This is a genomic window from Roseovarius salis, from assembly GCF_044472985.1.
Taxonomy (GTDB): domain Bacteria; phylum Pseudomonadota; class Alphaproteobacteria; order Rhodobacterales; family Rhodobacteraceae; genus Roseovarius; species Roseovarius salis.
Genome location: NZ_JBISDG010000008.1, coordinates 20,653 through 41,585 on the forward strand (window position 1 = coordinate 20,653; position 20,933 = coordinate 41,585).

20 protein-coding genes are annotated in these 20,933 nt (G+C 67.0%); 14 read left to right on the top strand and 6 right to left on the bottom strand.

Going from position 1 to position 20,933, the window contains the following annotated elements; translation table 11 throughout:
• Positions 1 to 84: 84 nt before the first annotated feature.
• Both ACH13J_RS04565 and ACH13J_RS04570 read right to left on the bottom strand, forming a co-directional pair.
• On the bottom strand, positions 85 to 528 hold the full coding sequence (locus ACH13J_RS04565) for a VOC family protein (RefSeq protein ID WP_397542127.1): 444 nt from the start codon (positions 526 to 528) through the stop codon (positions 85 to 87).
• Positions 529 to 588: 60 nt separating this feature from the next.
• The gene (locus ACH13J_RS04570; RefSeq protein ID WP_397542128.1) at positions 589 to 1,416 is read right to left on the bottom strand and encodes a DUF1194 domain-containing protein; all 828 of its coding nucleotides are present in this window, start codon (positions 1,414 to 1,416) and stop codon (positions 589 to 591) included.
• 287 nt (positions 1,417 to 1,703) lie between these two features.
• On the opposite strand from ACH13J_RS04570, the gene ACH13J_RS04575 reads away from it, so the two are divergent.
• From ACH13J_RS04575 to ACH13J_RS04615, 9 genes are all read left to right on the top strand, one after another.
• Positions 1,704 to 2,288 carry an HNH endonuclease gene (locus tag ACH13J_RS04575; RefSeq protein WP_397542129.1) on the top strand — a complete coding sequence of 195 codons (585 nt, stop codon included), beginning with the start codon at positions 1,704 to 1,706 and terminating at the stop codon, positions 2,286 to 2,288.
• 80 nt (positions 2,289 to 2,368) lie between these two features.
• On the top strand, positions 2,369 to 3,001 hold the full coding sequence (locus ACH13J_RS04580; protein WP_397542130.1) for a helix-turn-helix domain-containing protein: 633 nt from the start codon (positions 2,369 to 2,371) through the stop codon (positions 2,999 to 3,001).
• A gap of 207 nt (positions 3,002 to 3,208) precedes the next feature.
• A complete protein-coding gene (locus tag ACH13J_RS04585; protein ID WP_397542131.1) occupies positions 3,209 to 3,958 on the top strand; it encodes a winged helix-turn-helix domain-containing protein in 750 nt (249 codons plus the stop codon).
• 78 nt (positions 3,959 to 4,036) lie between these two features.
• A complete protein-coding gene (locus ACH13J_RS04590) occupies positions 4,037 to 4,930 on the top strand; it encodes a class II glutamine amidotransferase (RefSeq protein ID WP_397542132.1) in 894 nt (297 codons plus the stop codon).
• Between the two features lies 1 nt (position 4,931).
• On the top strand, positions 4,932 to 5,609 hold the full coding sequence (locus ACH13J_RS04595) for a GltB/FmdC/FwdC-like GXGXG domain-containing protein (RefSeq protein WP_397542133.1): 678 nt from the start codon (positions 4,932 to 4,934) through the stop codon (positions 5,607 to 5,609).
• 12 nt (positions 5,610 to 5,621) lie between these two features.
• Positions 5,622 to 6,962 carry a glutamate synthase-related protein gene (locus ACH13J_RS04600; protein WP_397542134.1) on the top strand — a complete coding sequence of 447 codons (1,341 nt, stop codon included), beginning with the start codon at positions 5,622 to 5,624 and terminating at the stop codon, positions 6,960 to 6,962.
• Between the two features lie 122 nt (positions 6,963 to 7,084).
• Positions 7,085 to 8,419 carry a type III glutamate--ammonia ligase gene (gene glnT, locus ACH13J_RS04605; protein ID WP_397542135.1) on the top strand — a complete coding sequence of 445 codons (1,335 nt, stop codon included), beginning with the start codon at positions 7,085 to 7,087 and terminating at the stop codon, positions 8,417 to 8,419.
• A gap of 94 nt (positions 8,420 to 8,513) precedes the next feature.
• Positions 8,514 to 9,464 carry a TAXI family TRAP transporter solute-binding subunit gene (locus tag ACH13J_RS04610; RefSeq protein ID WP_397542136.1) on the top strand — a complete coding sequence of 317 codons (951 nt, stop codon included), beginning with the start codon at positions 8,514 to 8,516 and terminating at the stop codon, positions 9,462 to 9,464.
• Complete coding sequence (locus ACH13J_RS04615; RefSeq protein WP_397542137.1) at positions 9,461 to 11,254, top strand: TRAP transporter fused permease subunit; 1,794 nt, start codon at positions 9,461 to 9,463, stop codon at positions 11,252 to 11,254. Before ACH13J_RS04610 ends, ACH13J_RS04615 begins: the two co-directional genes overlap by 4 nt.
• Positions 11,255 to 11,323: 69 nt before the next feature.
• Here ACH13J_RS04615 and grxD read toward each other — a convergent pair whose 3' ends face one another.
• The 4 genes from grxD to purL all read right to left on the bottom strand — a co-directional run bounded on the left by grxD (position 11,324) and on the right by purL (position 15,377).
• Positions 11,324 to 11,686, bottom strand: a complete 363-nt coding sequence (gene grxD, locus ACH13J_RS04620; protein ID WP_397542201.1) for a Grx4 family monothiol glutaredoxin — start codon at positions 11,684 to 11,686, stop codon at positions 11,324 to 11,326.
• A gap of 320 nt (positions 11,687 to 12,006) precedes the next feature.
• The gene (locus ACH13J_RS04625) at positions 12,007 to 12,249 is read right to left on the bottom strand and encodes a BolA/IbaG family iron-sulfur metabolism protein (RefSeq protein WP_397542138.1); all 243 of its coding nucleotides are present in this window, start codon (positions 12,247 to 12,249) and stop codon (positions 12,007 to 12,009) included.
• A gap of 88 nt (positions 12,250 to 12,337) precedes the next feature.
• On the bottom strand, positions 12,338 to 13,207 hold the full coding sequence (locus ACH13J_RS04630) for a hypothetical protein (RefSeq protein ID WP_397542139.1): 870 nt from the start codon (positions 13,205 to 13,207) through the stop codon (positions 12,338 to 12,340).
• 4 nt (positions 13,208 to 13,211) lie between these two features.
• A complete protein-coding gene (purL, locus tag ACH13J_RS04635) occupies positions 13,212 to 15,377 on the bottom strand; it encodes a phosphoribosylformylglycinamidine synthase subunit PurL (RefSeq protein WP_397542140.1) in 2,166 nt (721 codons plus the stop codon).
• A gap of 124 nt (positions 15,378 to 15,501) precedes the next feature.
• On the opposite strand from purL, the gene ACH13J_RS04640 reads away from it, so the two are divergent.
• From ACH13J_RS04640 to ugpE, 5 genes are all read left to right on the top strand, one after another.
• On the top strand, positions 15,502 to 16,533 hold the full coding sequence (locus ACH13J_RS04640) for a pyridoxal-phosphate dependent enzyme (protein ID WP_397542141.1): 1,032 nt from the start codon (positions 15,502 to 15,504) through the stop codon (positions 16,531 to 16,533).
• The gene (locus ACH13J_RS04645; protein ID WP_397542142.1) at positions 16,530 to 17,660 is read left to right on the top strand and encodes a M24 family metallopeptidase; all 1,131 of its coding nucleotides are present in this window, start codon (positions 16,530 to 16,532) and stop codon (positions 17,658 to 17,660) included. Before ACH13J_RS04640 ends, ACH13J_RS04645 begins: the two co-directional genes overlap by 4 nt.
• Positions 17,661 to 17,809: 149 nt before the next feature.
• Entirely contained in the window at positions 17,810 to 19,120 is a 1,311-nt protein-coding gene (gene ugpB, locus ACH13J_RS04650; protein WP_397542143.1) for a sn-glycerol-3-phosphate ABC transporter substrate-binding protein UgpB, read from the top strand.
• Between the two features lie 80 nt (positions 19,121 to 19,200).
• Positions 19,201 to 20,085 (top strand): sn-glycerol-3-phosphate ABC transporter permease UgpA, encoded by an 885-nt coding sequence (ugpA, locus tag ACH13J_RS04655; RefSeq protein WP_397542144.1) that lies wholly within the window; start codon positions 19,201 to 19,203, stop codon positions 20,083 to 20,085.
• Complete coding sequence (gene ugpE / locus ACH13J_RS04660; protein WP_397542145.1) at positions 20,085 to 20,930, top strand: sn-glycerol-3-phosphate ABC transporter permease UgpE; 846 nt, start codon at positions 20,085 to 20,087, stop codon at positions 20,928 to 20,930. The genes ugpA and ugpE overlap by 1 nt, the downstream gene beginning before the upstream one ends.
• Positions 20,931 to 20,933 lie beyond the last annotated feature (3 nt).

Below are 20,933 nucleotides of genomic sequence, written 5' to 3' on the forward strand. Positions count from 1 at the left end.
GGTGCGGTCTCACCCCCGCGTGACACGGCAGGCCGTCATCGTTCAATATCAGCCTGCGTTCGCGTGACGGATGTGCTCGTGCCGTCACGCCTCGTCGAACCAGAGGCGCGGCTCGGCGATCTCGACCGAGTTGCCCGCCGGGTCCCTGAAATAGATCGACCGTGCGCCGTTCGGCCAGTCGAAATCGGCCTCTACGGCGTGGCCTGCCGCCTCCAGCCGGGCACGCCAGAGCGTTATTTCCTCTCTCGAGGCGGCAAAGCACACATGGCCCGGCCCGTCAGCCCCGTGCGGCGGCACCGGCAGGCGCGGCGAAGGGGGGCCGAGCGCCGTGGCGCGCGGGTTGAAGACGAGCAACACGGCCCGGCCGACGCGATAAAAGACGTGCCGCCCCTCCACGCGCGTGATTTCCCGAAGCCCCATCAGCCCGCCATAGAACGCGTCCGCGGAGTCGAGATCCTCGGCATATATCGCGGCTTCCAGGATCGCGGACGGGGCGGGTGCGGGGGGCAATGGCGTCTCGGTCGTCATTGGCCAAGCGTACGCGCCTTGCCGTGCGTGCGCAAACGCCGCGACCGACCGTGTCTTGTTTCAGCGCCGCCGCGCGGGCGGTGGATGCAGTGCGGCGGTGGCGCGCGGCAGGCCTGCCGGCGGGCTGGCGGCCACGGCCGGTGCGAGTTCCCGCAGCAGCTTGCGGCGCATCGCCGCCTCGTAGGCGGCAAAGCCTTGTACACTCTCGACGAAGGCGCTTGGCCCCGCGATCACGTTATCGCGGAAGTATCGGCTCAGGCGGCGGATATCGACCTCGCCCGACCCCGGCGTCCCCGGTGCGCGGCCAATGACAAGTCCGTTCACCGTGATGCGCGCCGCCTCCATCGCGGCGCGTACGCTTGCGGGGTCCGGCCCGGTGTTGCTGAGGCCATCACCGGACATGTCGAGCGTTCTGCGCGTGCAGCCGGGCCGGCGGCGCAGCATGTCATGGCCAAAACGCATCGCCGCGCCAAGCGCCGTGCGCCCCAGCCGCCCCACGCGCGGGGTGTCCGTCAGAAGCCGCGCGATGCCGGCAAGCGCCTGTCGGCTCTCGACCGGCGTCCAGTCGACCACAAGCGCCTGTTCGTAGGCGCTGCTCCATTCGAAGACGGCCAGTTCCACGTGCGCCTGTGAATGGGTGAGCAGGGCATTCACCACCGCGTCATCCAGAAGCGCCCGCGCCAGCCCTTCGCGCTGAAGGCGGAACTCGGCGGGATCGACCGACAGCGACACGTCAAGGCCAAGCGCAAGCGCCTGCCGGCACTGCTGGGCCGCCGGCATCGTGGCGGCGCTGCAAAGCGCGGCGATCGCCAGTGCCAGCGCGGGCAGGGGCCGCAGCGCCGGCCGGTGGCGCCGTGTGATCGTTCCCGCTGCTGCCGATGATGCCATGCGCCCCATGCCGTCCCGTGACCCCCTGTCCACGATAGACCGCGATCCCCCGGACGCAAATCACGATCCGCGTGCGGGCCACCCCCCGGCGCGCGTGGCCGCCGGGGGCTGTGGATAACTGTCATATAACGGACACGGAATCGCTGTAGGCGATATCACAATATCTTCCTGCGCATGCAGGGCTTGTCAGGTTGAAAACGCGATATATAGTGAACTCAGACAAGGGGCGGGGCGTCCCGCGCCGGACCGGAACACACGAGGTACATCGGGCGGGGGCGAGCGAGCAGATGGACGGGGATTTCAGAACAGAGTTTGTCAGGGAACCTTCCGCGCTGAAACAACATCCGGCGCTCGTGCTCAACGCCGACTACAGGCCGCTGTCATACTATCCCCTTTCGCTATGGCCATGGCAGGATGCGGTCAAGGCGGTTTACCTTGATCGCGTGGACATCGTGGCCGAGTACGAGGATACGGTCCGAAGCCCGAGCACCGAGATACGCATACCGAGCGTCATTGTCCTGAAAGACTATGTCAAACCCCTGAAGCGCGTGGCATTCACGCGCTTCAATCTTTTTCTGAGGGACGAATTTTCCTGCCAGTACTGCGGGTCGAGGGGCGATCTGACATTCGATCATGTCGTGCCACGGGCGCGGGGCGGCACGACCAACTGGGAAAACGTTGTCGCGGCGTGCAGCAAGTGCAACCTGCAAAAGGGGGCGCGCAGCCTGCGGCAGAGCGGCATGACGCTGCGCAAGCCGCCACGCCGTCCCGGCGCGGAAGAGCTGCGGAACATGGGGCGCAAGTTCCCGCCCAACCATCTGCATGAAAGCTGGCTGGATTTCCTCTACTGGGACGCCGAGCTGGAGGCCTGACCGCCCGTCGCGCCAAGGCTTGCAATCGGGGGCCTCGTTGCGCATCCTTGCCGCCTGCCTGCACGCACACGGAGAGGGCGATGGCGGCCTCGAAACTTACCCAGGATCCTCACAAGGTCCGGGAAAACCGCGAAAAGAACCTGGAGACGGCAATCGGCCGCGAGGTGCGCGAATTCCGTCATGCCCGCGGCATGACGGTGGCCGACCTCGCCGAGGCGACGGGCCTTTCGGTCGGCATGCTGTCGAAGATCGAGAACGGTGTGACCTCGCCCTCGCTGACCACCCTGCAAGCCTTGTCTGCGGCCCTTGCCGCGCCCGTGACGGCGTTCTTCAGGCGCTTCGAGGAACGACGCGAGGCGGTGCACGTCAAGGCGGGCGAAGGGGTGGAGACGGAGCGCGCAGGCACGCGGGCGGGCCACCAGTACAACCTGCTCGGTCATCTTGGCGCCAACAACAGCGGGGTGGTGGTGGAGCCTTACCTGATCACGCTGAGCGAGGAATCCGATACCTTCGAGACGTTCCAACACGAGGGCGTCGAGCTGCTCTATATCCTCGAGGGCGAGGTGGGCTACCGCCACGGGGACCAGAGGTTTCACCTTCGCCCTGGTGACAGCCTTTTTTTCGACGCCGACGCACCGCATGGACCCGACAAGCTGATCCGCCTGCCGATCCGTTACCTTTCGGTTATCTCGTATCCAAGCGGCGGTGCGTAGGAACACGCCGGGTGGCGGCGCGCGCCGGTTGGGCTGACAGGGGTGCTCACCCGGTGTCATCTTCGTTTGACATGTGAAATTTTCTTCTTACGTCGTTGAACGGACGGGAACAATGGGCGCCGGCAGGGCAAGGGCCAACCTGTTTTCATTCGGCGCCCTCGACGACACATCGGCGGCCCGGGAACCCACAAGCGCGGGATCACACGAATGTACGCTGCCACCGTCGTCGTCATGCAGAGCGATCCCGACCTTCGCGCGGGCATGGAAAAATCGCTTGCAGCCGAGGATTGCAGGATCGTCCGCTGCGGCACCGTCGCGGAGCTTTCGACGAAACTTTCGCAGGTCGATGCCGACATCATCGTGGTGGATGCCCATCCCCCGGACGGCGACGGCTGGGAGCTGGTCAAGGATCTTCGGCGCGAACGTGATTGCGGGATCGTGATGGTGTCGCCCCGCGATGACGAAACCGATGTCATTCTCGGGCTGGAATTCGGGGCCGACGATTTCGTCGCCAAGCCCGACCGTTTTCGCGAGCTTCGTGCGCGCGTCAAGGCGGTGCATCGGCGGACCGCGGGCTTTTCCGCGTTTCGCGCGAACCTGCAAAGCGTCCCGGGTATGACCTATCATACAGCCGCCGGTCTGCGTATCCACGGCGGGGCGCGAACGGTGAAACGTCCCACCGGAGAGCCGGTGGATCTCACGACCCTGGAATTCGACGTGCTTGCCGCGTTGGCATCGCGGCCCAACCACGTGTTCACCCGCGCGGAGCTCAAGGACGTGGTGCGCGGGCCCGGCTGGTCGTCCGACGAGCGGATTATCGACGGGCTGGTCAGCCGGCTGCGCAGCAAGCTGTTCCCCGAAGGCGGCGGGCATCACATTATCAAGACGGTCCGCGGCAGGGGGTACGTGCTGGTGGACGAGGACGGGCATGCCGAGCCGGGTCGGGATATTTCCTAAGAAGAAAAATAAATTCTCTCTATTGAAACATCCCGGCGGGATCGCTAGCCTCCCGGTCATCGGATGACGGAGGGGCGTATGTGCGGAATCGTCGGACTTTTCCTAAAGGACAAGGCGCTGGCGCCGCAGCTCGGGGCGCTGCTGACGGACATGCTTGTCACCATGTCGGATCGCGGCCCCGACAGCGCGGGCATCGCCGTATACGGCGAGGGGCGCGCGGGCGAGGTCAAGGTGACGGTGCAATCGTCGGACAGCGGGGCGCTTGACGGGCTTGGCGCCGCGCTTGGCGAGGCCATCGGCGCCGATGTGGGCGCGCGTATCGTTGACACGCACTGCGTGCTGACCCTGCCAGCGGACAAGCTGGACGCGGCGCGAGACTGGCTGCGGGTGAACCGGCCGGACGTCAGGGTGATGAGCGCCGGCGAAACGGTCGAGATATTCAAGGAGGTCGGCCTGCCGGGCGACGTGGCGCGCCGGTTCGACCTGCCGCACATGTCGGGCACCCACGGCATCGGGCATACGCGGATGGCCACCGAGTCGGCCGTCACCACCATGGGGGCGCACCCGTTCTCGACCGGCGCCGACCAGTGCCTGGTGCATAATGGCTCGCTTTCCAACCACAACTCCCTGCGGCGCAGGCTGGCGGGGCAGGGCGTGCAGGTCGCCAGCGAGAACGACAGCGAGGTCGCGGCCGCCTACCTGACGTCGCGCATGCAGCAGGGGCGCAGCCTGGGCGAGGCGCTGGAGGACGGGCTGGATGATCTCGACGGGTTTTTCACCTTCGTGGTGGGCACGCGCGACGGTTTCGGCGTTCTGCGCGACCCGATCGCCTGCAAACCGGCGGTGATGGCCGAAACCGACCAGTACGTTGCCTTTGGCAGCGAATACCGCGCGCTGGTGGGTCTGCCCGGCATCGATGCGGCCCGGGTGTGGGAACCCGAACCGGCAACTGTCTATTTCTGGAAGCACTGACATGCAGACACTCGATCTTGGCAATGAGGGCTTGCGCGCCGTGAACGCCGCGCTGCAGTCGCAGAACCGCGAGACGAACCAGACCGCCTGGGAGATCACCAATCCCCGTGGCAGCCATGCCATTGCCGTGGGGCTGGATGCCCCGGTCGAGGTGCGGGTGCAGGGCTCCACCGGCTACTACTGCGCGGGGATGAACAAGCAGGCCACCGTGCAGGTGCAGGGCAATGTCGGCCCCGGCGTGGCCGAGAACATGATGAGCGGCACGGTGATCGTCGAGGGCGATGCCAGCCAGTATGCCGGGGCCACGGGCCATGGCGGGTTGCTGGTCGTGCGCGGCAACGCCGCCAGCCGCTGCGGCATCTCGATGAAGGGGATCGACATCGTGGTGCAGGGCAGCGTCGGGCACATGTCGGCCTTCATGGCGCAGGCGGGCAACCTCGTCGTCTGCGGCGACGCGGGCGATGCTCTGGGGGATTCCATATACGAGGCGCGACTTTTCGTGCGCGGCAGCGTCAAGAGCCTCGGTGCCGACTGCGTCGAGAAGGAGATGCGCCCCGAACACCACGAGATCCTGCGCGACCTGCTGGAGCGCGCCGGCGTGGACGCCCGGCCGGAGGAGTTCCGCCGCTACGGCTCGGCGCGCAAGCTCTACAATTTCGACATCGACAACGCCTACTGAGGAGGGCCGCCCATGGCCGAAGATGACACGCCCCCGCGCACCCTTCCCAAGCAATCCGCCACCTTCACCCCCGAGGTGAACGCCGAGATCCGCCGCGCGGCGGCGACCGGCATCTACGACATCCGCGGCGGCGGGGCCAAGCGGCGGGTGCCGCATTTCGACGACCTCGTATTCCTTGGCGCCTCGATGAGCCGCTATCCGCTGGAAGGTTACCGCGAGCGCTGCGACACGAATGTCACGCTCGGCACGCGGTATGCGAAGACGCCGATCGAACTCGACATTCCCGTCACCATTGCCGGTATGTCCTTCGGTGCGCTTTCGGCGCAGGCCAAGGAGGCGCTCGGGCGCGGGGCCAGTGCCGCGGGCACGTCCACCACCACTGGCGACGGCGGGATGACGGCCGAGGAACGTGGCGAGTCGAAAACGCTGGTCTACCAGTACCTGCCGTCACGCTACGGGATGAACCCCGATGACCTGCGCAAGGCCGACGCGATCGAGGTCGTGGTGGGGCAGGGGGCCAAGCCCGGCGGCGGGGGCATGCTGCTCGGCCAGAAGATTTCGGACCGCGTGGCCGAGATGCGCACGCTGCCCAAGGGAATCGACCAGCGCAGCGCCTGCCGTCATCCCGACTGGACCGGCCCCGACGATCTGGAGATCAAGATACTGGAGCTGCGCGAGATCACCGGCTGGGAAAAGCCGATCTATGTCAAGATCGGCGCGGCACGCCCCTATTTCGACACCACGCTGGCGGTCAAGGCCGGGGCCGACGTGGTGGTGCTTGACGGGATGCAGGGCGGCACCGCGGCCACGCAGGACGTTTTCATAGAGCATGTGGGCATTCCCACGCTGGCCTGCATCCGCGAGGCGGTGCAGGCGTTGCAGGATCTGCAGATGCACCGCGAGGTCCAGCTGATCGTGTCGGGCGGCGTGCGGTCGGGGGCCGACGTGGCCAAGGCATTGGCACTGGGGGCGGATGCCGTCAGCATCGGCACCGCGGCGATGATCGCGCTTGGCGACAACGACCCGAAGTGGGAAGAGGACTACCGCCGGATGGGCACCACTGCCGGCGCCTATGACGACTGGCACGAGGGGCGCGACCCGGCCGGGATCTCGACACAGGACCCCGAGCTGGCCGCCCGGCTGGACCCGGTGGAAGGCGGCCGTCGGCTGCGCAACTATCTCAAGGTGATGACGCTGGAATGCCAGACGCTCGCGCGGGCCTGCGGCAAGAACCACGTCAATCACCTGGAGCCGGAGGATCTCGCGGCGCTGACGCTGGAGGCGGCGGCGATGGCGCGGGTACCGCTGGCGGGCACGACATGGTATCCCGGCCAGCCCGGTGCCGCTTTCTGAGGCAATTGCGGCATGGGCGGGCGGACAGACCCGCCCTGCCGCTTTGACACCACCACCGGGTTCGGCAACGATCGGCCCGGACAAGGCATGAAAAATCAAAAGCGACAGGGAGCGATTTCAGCATGACAGTGGATCTGGCCGCCTACGCCGCGGATAACGGCGTCAAGTACTTCATGATCTCCTTCACCGATCTGTTCGGTGGGCAGCGGGCCAAGCTCGTGCCCGCACAGGCCATAGGCGAGATGCAGCACGAGGGGGCGGGCTTTGCCGGCTTTGCCACGTGGCTCGACATGACACCGGCGCATCCGGACATGCTGGCCGTGCCGGACCCGGATTCCGTCATCCAGCTGCCATGGAAGCCGGAAGTCGCATGGGTCGCCGCCAACCCGGTCATGGAGGACGTGGATGTCGCGCAGGCCCCCCGCAACGTGCTGCGGCGCTTGATACACCTGGCCGCGGGCGATGGCATGCATGTCAAGACGGGTATCGAGGCGGAGTATTTCCTGCTTACCCCGGACGGCAACCAGATCAGCGACCCGCTCGATACCGCCGAGAAGCCCTGCTATGACCAGCAGGCGGTGATGCGGCGCTACGACGTGGTGCGCGAGGTCTGCGACTACATGCTGGAACTGGGCTGGGGGCCGTACCAGAACGACCACGAGGACGCCAACGGCCAGTTCGAGATGAACTGGGAATTCGACGACGCGCTGCGTACGGCCGACAAGCACTCCTTCTTCAAGTTCATGGTCAAGTCGGTGGCCGAGAAGCACGGCTTCCGCGCGACCTTCATGCCCAAGCCGATCGAGGGGCTGACCGGCAATGGCTGCCACGTGCACGTCTCTGTCTGGGACGGGCCGGGCGATGCGGCGCGCACCAACGTCTTCGCCAGCGAGCCGGGCGGCGACAGCCCGACCGCAGAGCTTGGCCTGAGCGAACAGGGCGCGCATTTCCTCGGCGGCATCATGAAGCACGCCTCGGCGCTTGCCGCGATCACCAATCCCACGGTGAACAGCTACAAGCGCATCAATGCGCCCCGCACGCAATCCGGCGCGACATGGGCGCCCAACACGGTGACGTGGACGGGCAACAACCGCACGCACATGGTGCGCGTGCCCGGCCCCGGCCGGTTCGAGCTGCGCCTCGCCGACGGTGCCGCCAACCCTTATCTCCTTCAGGCCGCGGTCATCGCCGCAGGCCTCAGCGGCATCCACGGCAAGGCTGATCCCGGCAAGCGCCACGACATCGACATGTATGCCGAGGGCCACAAGGTGCGCGGGGCGCCCAAGCTGCCGCTGAACCTGCTCGATGCCCTGCGCACCTTCGACAAGGACAAGGAATTCAAGCGCATGATGGGAGAGGAGTTCGCGGCCGCCTTCCTCAAGATGAAGCACCAGGAATGGAATTCCTTCGTCTCGCATTTCTCGCGGTGGGAAAAGGAACACACGCTCGATATATGACCGGCCCGGCCGGTGGCACGCACGCCCCGCGAGACGCCGGTTGACACCGGCGGCGCGGGGCGTCTTATTGCCCGCGCAACAAGGGAGGACTCTCATGAAATTCCGTGCTTTGACAGCCGCGCTCCTGACGGCGGCGATGGCGATTCCCGCGGCGGCCGAAACCCGCGTGACCTACAAGTCGGCGAAATCCACCTCGTCCTACTACCAGATGGCGGTGCAGATCGCCGAGACGATGCAGCAGGCCTCGGACGGCGAGATCAGCGTCACCGTCGAGGAAAGCCAGGGGTCGGTCCAGAACGTCATGGAGGTCCGCGCCCGCGGGGGCGACTACGTCTTTACCACGCCGCCGGTGCTGGTGCGGCTGGCGCAGGGCGGCAAGGCGATGTTCGAGGGCAAGGGCGACCCGGCCTTCGGCGATATCCGCGCGCTCTTTCCCATCCCTTCGCTGACGATGCATTTCGTCATGAGCGCGGAGAGCGGCGCCGACAGCTTCGAGGACCTGCGCGGCAAGACCATCCTGCTGGGCAAGGGCAGCTTCGGCGCGCGCGAGGGCGAGAAATACCTCGGCATGTTCGGTGTCGAAGAGGATGTCGAGATCGCCGATGTCGAGCTGTCCAATGCCGTGCCGGCGCTGAAGAACGGCCAGATCGACGGCTTCGTGACTGCCGGTTCTTGGCCCGCACCCAACGTGGTCGAGGCCGCGGCCTCGACCGGCGTCACGGTCCTGTCGCTGACCGATGAGCAGATCGAGCAGACCGGGCGCACCCGGCTGGTGATCCCCGCGGGCACCTATGCCGGCCAGCAAGAGGATATCGTCACCACCTCGCTGCCCGTGGTCGCCTACACCACCACCAAGATGGACGACGCCACCGCCTACGCGCTGACCAGGACGTTCTGGGAAAGCAAGGACAGCATGGCCGAGGCGGCCAAGTGGTGGAACGGCGTCAACGAGGGCCTGATGGACAACATCACCGGCAAGATCCACCCCGGCGCCGTGCGTTATTACCAGGAGGCCGGGTTCGCGCTGACAGACGCGCAGAAGTGAGCCTCGCCGAGATCAACGCCCCCGCGCGGTCGGGCATCGCGCGGGTCTTCTGGGCCAGCTTCGCGCTGGCCTCTGTCGTTTTCCATCTCGGGCTGGTGTTTTCCGGCCTTGTGCCCAACCTCGTGAGCCGCCCGCTGCACCTTGTTTTCGTGCTGCCATGGGTGCTCGTCTGGGGGCGGCAGGGTGTGTCGTTGTGGACCGGCGTTGCCCTTGCCGTGCTTGGCATCGCCGGCGCGCTCTGGGTGGCCGTGATGCACGATGCGCTCGGCGACCAGTACGGCTTTCTCGAAGGCAATTTCCAGCTGGGCATCGCGGCCGCCCTTGTATTCGTCGTGCTCGAGGCGGCGCGCCGCGCGATCGGCTGGCCCCTTCCCGTGGTGGCCGCGCTCGCACTGCTCTACGGGCTGTTCGGCCAGTACATACCCGGTCGCTTCGGCCATTCCGGCACGCCGCTGGAAAGCTTCCTGGGCACGCTCACCATCTCGGAAGGGGCGCTTTGGGGCACGCTCACGGCCGTTTCCGTCAACGTGGTTGCGGTGTTCGTGATCTTCGGCGCGGTGCTGAACGCCGGCGAGGCAGGGCAGGGGTTCATGAACGTGGCCGCCGCCGCGGCTGGACGGCTCAGGGGCGGGGCCGCCAAGGTGTCGGTGCTGTCCTCGGCGCTCTTCGGCTCGATCTCCGGCTCCGCCTCGGCCAACGTCGCCTCCACCGGGGCGATCACCCTGCCGGCGATGGACCGTCTGGGCTATCCCCGGCGGATCGCCGGCGCGGTCGAGGCGGTCGCGTCCTCCGGGGGGCAGATCATGCCGCCACTGATGGGGGCCGGGGCCTTCGTGATGGTGGAGCTGACGGGCGTGCCTTATACCGGGATCATGGCCGCCGCCGCGCTGCCCGCGCTGTTGTATTTCTGGGCGGCATGGATCGGGATCGACGGGTACGCCCGGCGGTTCGACCTGCGCGGGCTGGCACCCGAGGACCGGCCCGCCGCCCGCGACGTCGCGGTAACCTCTGCCTTCTTCCTCGTGCCGTTCGGGGTGCTGCTCTGGGGCATGTTCGGCCTCGGCGTGACGCCCCAGTATGCCGCCTGCCTTGCCATCTTTGCGGGGGTGGCGCTCCTGCTGACGGGCAGCGACCTGCGGCTGGACCTGCGGCGCACCGCGCGGCGGGCCGAGACGGCGCTCCTGACGGCCGGGCGGCAGGTGGCGCTGATCGGGTCGATCATCTTCTGCGCCTCTCTCGTGATCGGCGTGCTCGGTGTCACGGGGCTGGGGGTCAAGCTGACTTCGCTCATCCTTTCGGCGTCGGGGGGGCTGCTCTGGCCGTCACTGCTGCTGACCGCGCTGGCGTGTCTGGTGCTGGGCATGGAGGTGCCCACCACCGCGGCCTACGTGATCTGCGTGTCCGTGGCCGGCCCCGCGCTCATCGAGCTCGGCATGGAACCGCTGCAGGCGCATCTCTTCGTGTTCTGGTACGCTCTGCTGTCCACGATCACACCGCCCGTCTGCGGGGCGGTGTTCATCGCCTCGGGCATGATCGGGGAAAACTGGCTCAAGGTGGCGCTGACGGCAATGACCCTCGGTGTGGGGCTCTACCTCGTGCCCCTGGGAATGGTGGCGAACCCGGGGCTCATCGATCTTGCGCAAACCCCGGGGGCTGCCGTTCTTGCCGCGCTCAAGATCGCGGCGGGACTGGCCGCCATCAGCTGGGCCCTCGTGCGCCGGACCATGCCTCCGGCCCTGCGGATGGTCGCGCTCGCCGCGGGCGCCGCGCTGGTGCTGTGGCCTGTCTGAGGTTTCTTCTTGGGAAAAATACCCCGGGGGTGCGGGGGCAGCGCCCCCGCTCCGATCGGGGCCGCCGGTTCAGGCGTTGGCCTCGCGGATCTTGTCGGCGGCGTCCTTGTCATAGGTCACGCCGCTCTTGTCGAGCAGCTGGTCCAGCTCGCCCGACAGGGTCATCTCGGTGATGATGTCGCATCCGCCGACGAATTCGCCCTTGACGTAGAGCTGCGGGATCGTCGGCCAGTCCGAGTAATCCTTGATGCCTTGCCGGATGGCGTCGTCCTCCAGCACGTTGATGTCGCGGAATTCCACGCCCATGTAGTTGAGCACCCCGGCCACCCGGCTGGAAAACCCGCATTGCGGCATGGTCTTGGTGCCTTTCATGTAAAGCACCACGTCGTTGGCCTTCACCGTTTCCTCGATCTCGGTCTTTGCGTCTGTCATGTGCGACTCCTGGTCTTTCTGGTTGCCGGTCGGGGGCGCCGCGGCGCTGTCCTCGTCCACCGGCGGTGGGTCATATCCTGGCGCGGTCTCGTCCATCTGGAACCTTGCGCGGTGGTTTCCGGCGGCACCGTAACGCCGCCATCGCCGGAATTCCAACACCGCCGCCCAGACGAACACGACCATGAAAGGCGTCAGCAGGGCAATCACGTATGGGTTCGCCTCGATCTCCGGCAATGGTCCCAAACGGGCGGCCCCTCCTCACGCGCATGGTTGGAAAATGGTCTTGGCGGCGGATCGTGCAAGGCCGGCCGCGCCGTGGCTCACTCCGGCGCCTTGGTGGTGAGCGCAAGGGCGTGCAGCTCGCCCGCGGGGCCGTCCATCTTGCCCTTGAGCGCGGCATAGACGGCCCGCTGCTGCTGAACCCGGTTCATGCCGGCGAAGGAGGCATCGACCACCTCTGCCGCGTAGTGGTTCCCGTCGCCGGCCAGATCGGTGATCGTGATCTGGGCATCGGGAAACGCGGCGCGGATCAGATCCTCGATTTCTTGGGCTTGCATGGCCATCCCGGGCCCTCCTTCAGATCTTTCGTGTCGGGAAAGTAAGGCGGAAACCCACGCCCTTCAAGCACTCTTGCCGCAAGCTCTGCCCGGGTCATGGCCACAGCAGGTCGAGTCCCGCCATGTCGCCGATCCGTGCGCAATCGCGGTCATAGGCGCGCGTCATCCGCTCATGGGCCTCGGGCGCCCATGGTGCGAATGCATCCCGCTCTGTCGTCTTGGGGAACCGCGCCCGTGCCGTTTTCAGCGCGTCCCTGTCCGGCGCGGGGTGGTCTTGCAGCCACGCCGCCGCCTTGTCCGAGAGGCCCGGCCGCAAACGCCTGTCCGCGTGCGAGACCAGCGCGGCCATGCGCTCTCCCAGCAGGTGGGCGTGCAGCGCGGGGCCGAGCGCCCGGTAATCCTCGAACCGCCACACGATGAAGCGCGCGCCCGGGGCCGCAGCGCGCAGCCGTTCGAGCAGGTCCGACCAGCGCAGACGCTCCGGCGCGATCCCGGCGACGTAGTCCGCGAAGGAGCGGAAGGGACGGTGATGCAGGCTCTCGCTCCAGCAGGAGGGCAGGAAGGTCGCCGGGTTGCGGATGGCCAGCCCGATTCGCACCTCGTGGCCGGGCAAGAGCGCCATCAGCCGGCCAAGGCGGCGGTGCGCCCATGGATAAAGCCGCGTCTTGCGCATCAGCATCTTGCGGTCGGTGCCGCCCAGGATGTTCTCGTCCATCAGCAACGCGTGCCGCGCGGACCCGGCATGAAGCTGCAGGAAGGCGCGCGCCGCGCCCTGTCCGACCTCGGTGGCCATCCCGTCCCGGACCATGTTCATCACCGGCAGGAGATCGGCGCGCATTGCCTTGGGACCGATCACCGCGGTGCCCTGCCGGGCGAGCTCGGATGCGGCCCCGGCCAGGCTGTGTTGCAGGTGGCTCGACGCGGTCTTGTGCGCACCGACGAGGAAGGTGAGCCGCCGGTGCACTGGCTCAGCCGAACAATGTGCCGAAACTCGACCGGAACACCTCGGACAGTTCCTGCAGCGGGGCCGTGGCGCCGCCGATCGTCACGGCATCCCCGCCGAAGCGCCCCACGGTCCGGATGGTGACGCCGGCCTGTGCGGCGGCGGCCATCAGGGCCTCGGCCGCGTCGAAGTTGCAGGCGACGAGGTAGCGCCCCTGGTCCTCGCCGAAGAGCTGCCCCATCTCGGCGTCATCCAGCGTGACACCCACGCCCGCCAACTCGGCCATCTCGAACGCGGCAAGGGCCAGCCCCCCGTCGGAAAGATCCGTGCACGCGCGGATCCACCGGGCGTTGGCGCGGATGAACTCGCCGTTGCGGATCTCGGCATCAAGGTCGACGGGGGGCGCGTCGCCCTCGGCGCGGTTGAACACCTCGGCCAGCAGCGCCGACTGGCCCAGATGTCCGCCGCCGTCGCCGACCATCAGCGCGACGTGGCCCTCGCGCGCCGTCCCCGTGATCGCCTGCGCCGCGTCGTGGATCAGGCCCACCGCGCCGATGGTGGGCGTGGGCAGGATCGCCGCGCCGTCGGTTTCGTTGTAAAGCGACACGTTTCCCGAGACGATGGGCATGTCCAGCACGCCGCAGGCCGCGCCGATGCCGCGGATCGCGCCCACCAATTGCCCCATGATCTCGGGCTTTTCGGGATTGCCGAAATTCAGGTTGTCGGTTGCGGCCAGCGGGAGCGCGCCGAGCGCCGTGAGGTTGCGGTAGGCCTCTGCCACGGCCTGCTTGCCGCCCTCGACGGGGTTGGCCTGCACGTAGCGGGGCGTCACGTCCGAGGTGAAGGCCAGCAGCTTGTCGGTGCCGTGTACGCGCACCAGCCCCGCGCCTTGGCCGGGGGTGCGGACGGTGTCGGCCATGACCATGGTATCATACTGCTCGTACACCCATTGGCGGGAGCAGTAGTTGGCCGACGATATCAGCGCCCGCAGCGCATCCACCGGGTCGACCGCCGGCACGGTGGCCGGGTCGAGCGATTCGGCGGCCGCGGGCTCTTCCCACGGCCGGTCGTATTCGGGGGCCGACCCCGACAGCGTGGCCAGCGGCAGGTCGGCCTTGACCGTGTTGCCCTGCATGACGAGAAAACGGTCCTCGGCGATGGTCTCGCCCACGATGGCGAAATCGAGGTCCCACTTGTCGAATACCGCGCGCGCCTCGGCCTCCTTTTCGGGGCGCAGCACCATCAGCATGCGCTCCTGGCTCTCCGAGAGCATCATCTCGTACGCGTTCATGGCCGCTTCGCGTTGCGGGACCGCGTCGAGGTTCAGCCGCACGCCAAGCCCGCCCTTGTCGCCCATCTCGACCGCCGAGCAGGTCAGGCCGGCGGCGCCCATGTCCTGGATCGAGATGACGGCGCCCGTTGCCATCAACTCCAGCGTGGCCTCCATCAGGCGCTTTTCCGTGAACGGGTCGCCAACCTGGACGGTTGGCCGTTTTTCTTCGATCGACTCGTCGAATTCCGCGCTGGCCATGGTGGCGCCGCCGACGCCGTCGCGGCCCGTCTTGGCGCCAAGATAGACCACCGGCATGCCCACGCCCGAGGCGGCGGAGTAGAAGATGCCATCTGCCTCTGCCAGACCGGCGGCAAAGGCGTTCACCAGGCAGTTACCGTTATAGGCCGGATCGAAGCGGATTTCGCCGCCCACCGTGGGCACGCCGAAACAGTTGCCGTATCCGCCGATCCCCTCGACCACGCCATGCACCAGTTGGCGGGTTTTCGGGTGCTCGGGGTCGCCGAAACTGAGCGAATTCATCGCCGCGATGGGGCGCGCGCCCATGGTAAAGACGTCACGCAAAATGCCGCCCACGCCCGTGGCCGCGCCCTGGTAGGGTTCGATGTAGGACGGGTGGTTGTGGGATTCCATCTTGAACACGACGGCCTGCCCGTCGCCGATATCGACCACCCCCGCGTTCTCGCCCGGCCCGCAGATGACCTGCGGCCCGTCGGTGGGCAGGGTGCGCAGCCATTTCTTGGATGACTTGTAGGAGCAGTGCTCGTTCCACATGGCCGAGAAGATCCCCAGCTCCGTGAATGTCGGTTCGCGGCCGATGATCTGCAGGATACGGTCGTATTCCTCGGGTTTGAGGCCGTGGGCCTCGATCAGCTCGGGCGTTATGTCCGGCTCTTTCATGTCGGTGGGATCCCCTTGCTCCGGTCAGCGCCTCTTTAGGCCATAGCGCGGGCCGGGAAAAGAGGGGAGCTTGACCATGCCAGGCGAATGGCGTTGGGTTGGCGTGGATCACGCGGAGGATTGGATGGAACGCGTCGAAAATCCCTGGCGGGGCACGGGCCTTTCGCCGGATACGCTGTCCGGTGCGCCGTGGCCCAGCACCGACGCGCAGGCGCCGGCCGCGCTGCTGTCGCGGTGTCCGCGGGCGCGCGAGACGCCGCTCGTCCCGGTGGACGGCTTCGGCGAAACCGTCTGGGCCAAGGACGAGCGTGCGCGCATGGGACTTGGCAGCTTCAAGGCGCTCGGCGCGGCCTACGTCATCGCGCACGAGGCCGCCGCGCAGGGGGCGGAGGTCTGTGCCACCGCTCTTGCCGGGCGGACCTATGTCACCGCGAGCGCGGGCAATCACGGATTGTCGGTTGCAGCCGGCGCCCGTGTTTTCGGCGCTGGCGCGGTCGTCTACCTCGCCGACACCGTGCCCGAGGGCTTTGCAGCGCGCCTGCGCGAAAAGGGCGCGCAGGTGATACGCGCGGGAGCCGATTATGCCGCCAGCATGGATGCGGCCGAACGGGCCGCCGCCGAGAATGGCTGGACCCTGCTGTCTGACAGTTCATGGCCGGGCTACTTCGACATCCCCCACCGTCTGATGGAGGGCTATCTCGCCATGGCGGAAGAGGCGGCGCGGCAATGCCCGTCGCCGCCCACGCACATATTCCTGCAGGCGGGTGTGGGCGGGCTGGCAGGCGCGTGCGCGGCATATTTCCGCAAGGTGTGGGGAGACAGCCCCGAGATCGTCGTGGTCGAACCCGTCGCCGCGCCGGCGTTGACCGAAAGCATACGGGCGGGGCGGCCCGTGGTGACCGAGGGACCCGCCTCGAACATGGGGCGACTGGACTGCAAGGCCCCCTCGCTGATCGCGCTGAAGGGGCTTGCTCGCGATGCCGACGCCTTCGTAACGGTCACCGACGAGGAGGCAAACGGCGTTTTGCCCGAACTCGAGGCGCAGGACATCGCCACGACCGAGTCCGGTGCGGCCGGGTTGGCCGCGCTCAAGGCAATGGCCCCCATGCCCGGCGCCCGGGTGCTCGTTATCATCTCGGAGGAGCGTGACGTGTGAGCGAAGGCTTTCCGCCGGCCGAGTACCGCGCCCGGGCCGAACGCGCCCGGGCCGCCATGGCCCGCGAAGGTCTGGGCGCGCTGCTGCTCACCACCGAGGCGGATGTGCGTTACTTCACCGGGTTCCTTACGCGGTTCTGGGAATCGCCAAGCCGTCCATGGTTTCTCGTGCTGCCGGTAGGGGCCGACCCGATAGCCGTGATTCCGTCGATCGGGGCGGCGCTGATGGCCCGCACGTGGATCACGGATATCCGCACATGGCCGGCGCCGCGCCCGGGCGATGACGGCGTCGGACTGCTTTGCGAGACGTTGCGCGAGGTCGGCGGGCCGGTTGGCGTGCCCTCGCATCACGAGACGCATCTGCGCATGCCGCTGTCCGATTTCGACCGTTTGAGGGGCGACAGCAATCTCGTCTTCACCGGTGACCGTGGCATCGTGGCCGGATTGCGTGCGGTCAAGTCAGAGGCCGAGGTCGCGCGCATCGCCGCGACGTGTGCCGTCGCCGGACGTGCCTTTGCCCGGGTGGGGGAGGTCGCCGGCGTTGGCGTGCCGCTCTCGGCCGTGTTCCGCGGTTTCCAGCGGCTTCTGCTGGAGGAAGGGGCGGACTGGGTGCCCTATCTCGCCGGCGGGGCCGGACCGAAGGGCTATGCCGACGTGATCTCCCCGGCCTCGGATACGCCGCTTGCAGCGGGCGATGTCTTGATGCTCGACACCGGCGCCGTGCGCGGGGGCTATTTCTGCGATTTCGACCGCAATTTCGCCGTGGGCCACGCCGATGGCCGGGCGCGCGCGGCGCATGCGCAGCTGATCGATGCCACGGCGGCCGGGCTGGAGGCGGCCCAACCCGGGGCGCGCGCCTGCGATGTTTGGCGGGCCATGGCCGGCATCACGGGGGATGGCGAGGGTGGCGGTCGGCTGGGGCATGGGCTCGGCATGCAACTGACCGAGGGGCTGTCGCTGACCGCCGCCGATGAAACCGTGCTGGTGCCCGGCATGGTGATCACGCTGGAACCGGCCGTCGAAACCGCGCCGGGCAGGATCATGGTTCACGAGGAAAACATCCTTGTCACCGACAGCGGCCCGTATGCGCTCAGCCCGCTGGCCGGCCCGGAGTTGCCCGTCGTTTGAGCACGACCCGCGGGCGGCGGGCGGTGTCAGAAAAGTTTCATTTGAGATACCCGGCGGTCGATGGCTTTTAGTGCCGGCGGCCAGCGCGGGCTACGGCAGCCACGAACACGCACGCCGCGATCAAGCGAATGCAGTTTCGGAGACATGCGATGACACGCAAAACCACCTTCACGGCAATGACGAGCGTGCTTGCCCTCGCGGGCACGGCCGCCGCGGCGCAGACGGAAATCCAGTTCTGGCACGCCATGGGCGGCGCGCTTGGCGAAAAGGTCGAGGAGATCGCGGCCGGCTTCAACGAGGGGCAGGACGACTACGTGGTCGTGCCGACCTACAAGGGCAACTATACCGAGAACATGACCGCAGCCATCGCGGCCTTCCGTGCGGGCGAACAGCCCCACATCGTGCAGGTGTTCGAGGTCGGCACGGCGACGATGATGGCCGCGGAGGGCGCTATCCGCCCCGTGCAGGAGATCATGGAGTCCGCCGACATCGAGTGGGACGCCGACGCCTACCTGCCGGCGGTGAAATCCTACTACACCACACCCACCGGCGACATGCTGTCGCTGCCCTTCAACTCCTCGACCCCGGTGCTGTGGTACAACCGCGACCTGCTGGACGAGGCCGGCATCGACGAGGTCCCCCGCACCTGGGACGCCATGTTCGCCGCGGCCGACAAGCTGCAGGACGCCGGGCACGACTGCGCCTTCTCTTTCGGCTGGCAGTCCTGGGTCATGCTCGAGAATTACCTCGCCTGGCATGACGAACCGATCGGCACGAAGCAGAACGGCTTTGCCGGGCTCGACACCGAGTTCGTCTTCGACGAGAGCGCGGAGTTGACCGAGCTGCTCCAGCGCATCGCCGACAGCCAGGAAGAGGGCACGTTCCAGTATGGCGGTCGCCGTGGCGACTCGCTTCCGCTGTTCACCTCGGGTGAATGCGCGATGTGGATGAACTCCTCGGCCTATTACGCCTCGATCAGCGACCAGGCGGAATTCGAGTTCGGCCAGGCCATGCTTCCGCTCAACACCGACTCTGCGGACGCGCCCCAGAATTCCATCATCGGCGGGGCCACGCTGTGGGTTCTCGAAGGTCACGAGGACGGTGATTACGAAGGCGTGGCGGAGTTCTTCAAATACATGAGCTCGCCCGCGGTGCAGGCCGACTGGCACCAGTCCTCGGGTTACGTGCCGATCACCACCGCCGCCTACGAGCTGAGCCAAGAGCAGGGCTTCTACGAGGCGAACCCCGGTACCGATACCGCGATCCAGCAGCTGTCGCTCAACGAGCCGACCGAGAACTCGCGCGGGCTGCGTTTCGGCAACTTCGTGCAGGTGCGCGACATCATCAACGAGGAGCTGGAGAACCTCTGGTCGGGCGACAAGGCCGCCGAGGAAGCGCTGGACGCCGCCGCCGAGCGGGGCAATGCCCTGCTGCGTGACTTCGAGGACGCCAACGGCTGAGCGCCTCCCGATCGTGACCGGCGGCGCGCGCCCCGCATGCGCCGCCGGCAGACAAGCACCTGAGAAGAGATCCTGAAAAAGTGCGCAGCAAGACCGTCACGTTCCGGCACCGCTGGCTTCCATACGCGCTGATCGCGCCACAGATCGTGATCACGGCGGTCTTCTTCCTCTGGCCTGCCAGCCAGGCGCTGTACCAATCCGTGCTGCGAGAGGATGCGTTCGGGCTGAAGACAGAGTTCGTCGGGCTGGCCAATTTCTCGAGGTTGTTCGCGGATCCGGCCTACCTGGACAGCTTCACCACCACGATTGTGTTCAGCGCGCTGGTGGCGGGGCTGTCGATGGGTGTGGCGCTGCTGTTGGCGGTGATCGCCGACCGGGTGATCCGCCGGGCGACGGTCTACCGGACGCTGCTGATCTGGCCCTACGCGGTCGCGCCGGCGGTGGCGGGGGTGCTGTGGTGGTTCCTGTTCAACCCCACCATAGGGATCGCCGCCTATGGCCTCGATATGCTGGGCTATGACTGGAACCACTACGTCAACGGCAACAACGCCATGGCACTGATCGTCATCGCCGCCGCGTGGCGTCAGGTTTCCTACAATTTCCTGTTCTTTCTTGCCGGGTTGCAGGCGATCCCCAAATCGCTGACGGAGGCGGCGGCGATCGACGGGGCCGGCCCGGTCAAGCGGTTCGTCACCATCCAGCTGCCGCTGCTGTCGCCGACGGTGTTCTTCCTGACCGTGGTCAACGTCGTATACGCCTTTTTCGAGACCTTCGGCGTGGTTCATGCCACCACCAGCGGCGGGCCGGGACAGGCCACGAACATCCTGGTCTACAAGGTCTGGCGCGACGCGTTCGAGGGGCTCAACCTCGGCTCTTCCGCGGCGCAATCCGTCATTCTGATGGCGATCGTCATCGCGCTGACGGCGATCCAGTTCCGCTACATCGAGCGCAAGGTGGAATACTGATGGTCGAACGCCGCCCGCTCCTGACCTTTGTCCAGCATGCCGTGCTGATCCTTGGCGCGGCCCTGTTCGTCTTTCCGATCTACCTGGCGTTCGTCGCCTCGACACACACGGCGCAAGAGGTGAATTCAGGCATCCCGCTGCTGCCGGGTGGCGAGATGGTGGGAAACTACGCGCAGGTTCTGGGGGAAGGGTTGTCGACCGTGGGTGCGCCGCCGCTTTGGCTGATGCTCATGAACTCCACGGTCATGGCGCTGTCCATCACCATCGGCAAGATCGCCATCTCGCTTTTGTCGGCCTTCGCCATCGTGTATTTCCGCTTTCCCTTCCGCGTGCTGGCCTTCTGGACGATCTTCATCACGTTGATGCTGCCGGTCGAGGTGCGCATCCTGCCCACCTTCGAGGTGGTCTCGAACCTCGGCATGCTCAACAGCTATGCCGGGCTGTCGATCCCGCTCATTGCCTCGGCGACGGCGACCTTCCTGTTCCGGCAGTTCTTCATGACCGTGCCGGACGAGTTGACCGAGGCCGCCCGGATCGACGGGGCGGGGCCGATGAAGTTCTTCCGCGACATCCTCGTGCCGCTCAGCCGCACGAACCTCGCGGCCCTGTTCGTGATCCTGTTCATCTACGGCTGGAACCAGTACCTGTGGCCGCTGCTCGTGACGACCGACGAGAGCTATTACACCATCGTCATGGGCATCCAGCGCATGGCCAACGCGGGCGAGGAGACGCCGCAATGGCACCTGATCATGGCCACGGCGATCCTCGCGCTGCTGCCGCCGGTGGTGGTGATCCTCGGGATGCAGCGCCTTTTCGTGCGCGGCCTCGTCGAAGTGGAGAAATAGAAA